3 protein-coding genes are annotated in these 1,953 nt (G+C 75.9%); 2 read left to right on the forward strand and 1 reads right to left on the reverse strand.

Annotation, left to right across the window (positions count from 1 at the left end):
* Both ACFWEK_RS21220 and idi read left to right on the forward strand, forming a co-directional pair.
* Positions 1–697: tryptophan-rich sensory protein (locus ACFWEK_RS21220; RefSeq protein WP_430555323.1), on the forward strand; the 697-nt coding region annotated here is incomplete at its 5' end.
* Positions 694–1,275, forward strand: a complete 582-nt coding sequence (gene idi / locus ACFWEK_RS21225) for an isopentenyl-diphosphate Delta-isomerase (protein WP_430555324.1) — start codon at positions 694–696, stop codon at positions 1,273–1,275. The genes ACFWEK_RS21220 and idi, both read left to right, overlap by 4 nt.
* A 7-nt stretch (positions 1,276–1,282) precedes the next feature.
* Here the strand turns inward: idi and ACFWEK_RS21230 are convergent, their stop codons facing one another.
* Entirely contained in the window at positions 1,283–1,807 is a 525-nt protein-coding gene (locus ACFWEK_RS21230) for a MarR family winged helix-turn-helix transcriptional regulator (protein ID WP_430555325.1), read from the reverse strand.
* Positions 1,808–1,953: the final 146 nt, after the last annotated feature.

Here is a 1,953-nt window from a genome sequence, read left to right on the forward strand (position 1 = left end):
GGCCGCGGGCGGCGCGCTCGCGGCCGACGCGACGCTCGTGGCCCCGGCGTCCCCGGCGTTCTCGATCTGGACCGTCATCTACCTCGGCCTCGCGGGGTACACGGTCTTCCAGTGGCTCCCCGCGCACGCGCTCGACGAGCGGCAGCGCCGCCTGCGGTGGCCGGTCGCGGCGACGATGCTGCTCAACGCGGCCTGGATCCTCGCCGTCCAGGCGGGCCTGCTGTGGTGGAGCGTCGTGGTCATCGTGGCCCTCCTGGTGATGCTCGCCCGGACGTTCCTGATCCTGGTCCGGACCCCCGCGAGCGGTGTCGCGGAGCGGGTGCTGGTGGACGGCACGCTCGGCCTCTACCTGGGCTGGGTCTGCGTGGCGACCGTCGCGAACGTGGCGGCGGCCCTGACGGCCGCGGGGTTCGACGGCGGGGGCGTGGCGGCCGACTGGTGGGCCGTGGGGATCCTCGCGGCGGTCGCCGCGATCGGCGTCGCCCTCGCCGTGCGCGGGCGCGGGCGGCTCGCCGTCGCGGCGGCGATCGCCTGGGGCCTGGCCTGGGTCGCCGTCGCGAGGTCCGGGGGCGAGCCGACCTCGGCGCCGGCCGCGGCGAGCGCGGTGGCCGCCGCCGTCATCGTGCTCGGCGCGGCGGTGGTGCTGCGCGTGCGGGCCGTCCGCGCCCCCGCCGTCGCTGAGGCGGGCGCGTCGTGACCGGGGTCGACGCCGGATCCGGCGCGGGACCCGAGGCCGCAGGCGACCACGTCGTCCTGCTCGACGACGCGGGGGCCCCGGTGGGGACCGCGCCGCGCGCCACCGTGCACACCCGCGACACCCCGCTGCACCTCGGGTTCTCCTGCTACCTGTTCCGCCCGGACGGCGGGCTCCTGCTCACGCGGCGGGCGCTGTCGAAGCGGACGTGGCCCGGGGTCTGGACCAACTCGTTCTGCGGGCACCCGCGCCGGGGCGAGTCGTTGGCGCAGGCCGTCCTGCGGCACGGCCGGCACGAGCTCGGGCTGGACGTGGTGACCGACGGCGAGCCCGTGCTCCCGTCGTTCCGCTACCGCGCCGTGGACGCGGGCGGCGTCGTCGAGAACGAGATCTGCCCGGTGCTCTTCGCGTCGGTGGACCGCGACCCGGTGCCGAACCCGGACGAGGTCATGGACTGGCGGTGGGTGCGGCCGCGCGACGCCTCGACGCTCGTCGACCTCGCTTCGTGGTCGGTAAGCCCGTGGATGGTCGAGCAGGTGCGGGAGCTGCGCACCGCGGGCTGGGCCGCGCCGCGCGCGTAGCCGCTCGTCAGGCGGACGCGTCGCCGACGACGGTGCCCGCGACGTCGTCAGGCTCCCGCTCGGCCTCCGCGGCCATGGCCAGCAGGAAGTCCCGCACGGCCGGGCGGGAGCGCGCCGGCACGGCCCGCGCGATCTCGAGCATGCGCGCGTGCACCGGGGCGAGCCTCTCGCGCACCTCGGCGTGCGCGGCGTCGGAGGCGACGACGACCACCGACCGGCGGTCCGACGGGTGCGGGCGCCGCTCGAGATGGCCGGAGGCGACGAGGCGGTCGAGCAGCTTCGTGGTCGAGGCGGTGGAGATCGCCAGGTACTCGGCGAGCCCGCGCGGCGTCGTCGGCTCGCCGTGCCCCTCGCAGGCGATGACGTGCTGGAGCGCGCGGAGGTCGGTGAGGTTCATCTTCATGTCGCGGCCGGCGCGTCGTCGCATCGCCTCGTCCGCGCGGCGGAAGGTCCGCAAGGCCTCCAGGAGGCGGCGGGCCTCCGCGTCGGACTCCTCGTACCAGTAGGAGCCCCCCGTGGCTGCCTGGGTCACGCGCCCATCGTAGTGGCCCGTCATGAGGCTAGTATCTTTCTAGGCTAGTGATATGCCAAGCTAGTGACATCCAGCGAGGAGGTGGGTTGCGTGCATGGTTCGTCGCCCGACGACCCGGTGGCCCGTGCCGTCGAGGGTGCGGTCCG

It is taken from the genome of Isoptericola sp. NPDC060257 (assembly GCF_042726645.1).
In the GTDB taxonomy this organism is placed as follows: domain Bacteria; phylum Actinomycetota; class Actinomycetes; order Actinomycetales; family Cellulomonadaceae; genus Isoptericola; species Isoptericola nanjingensis.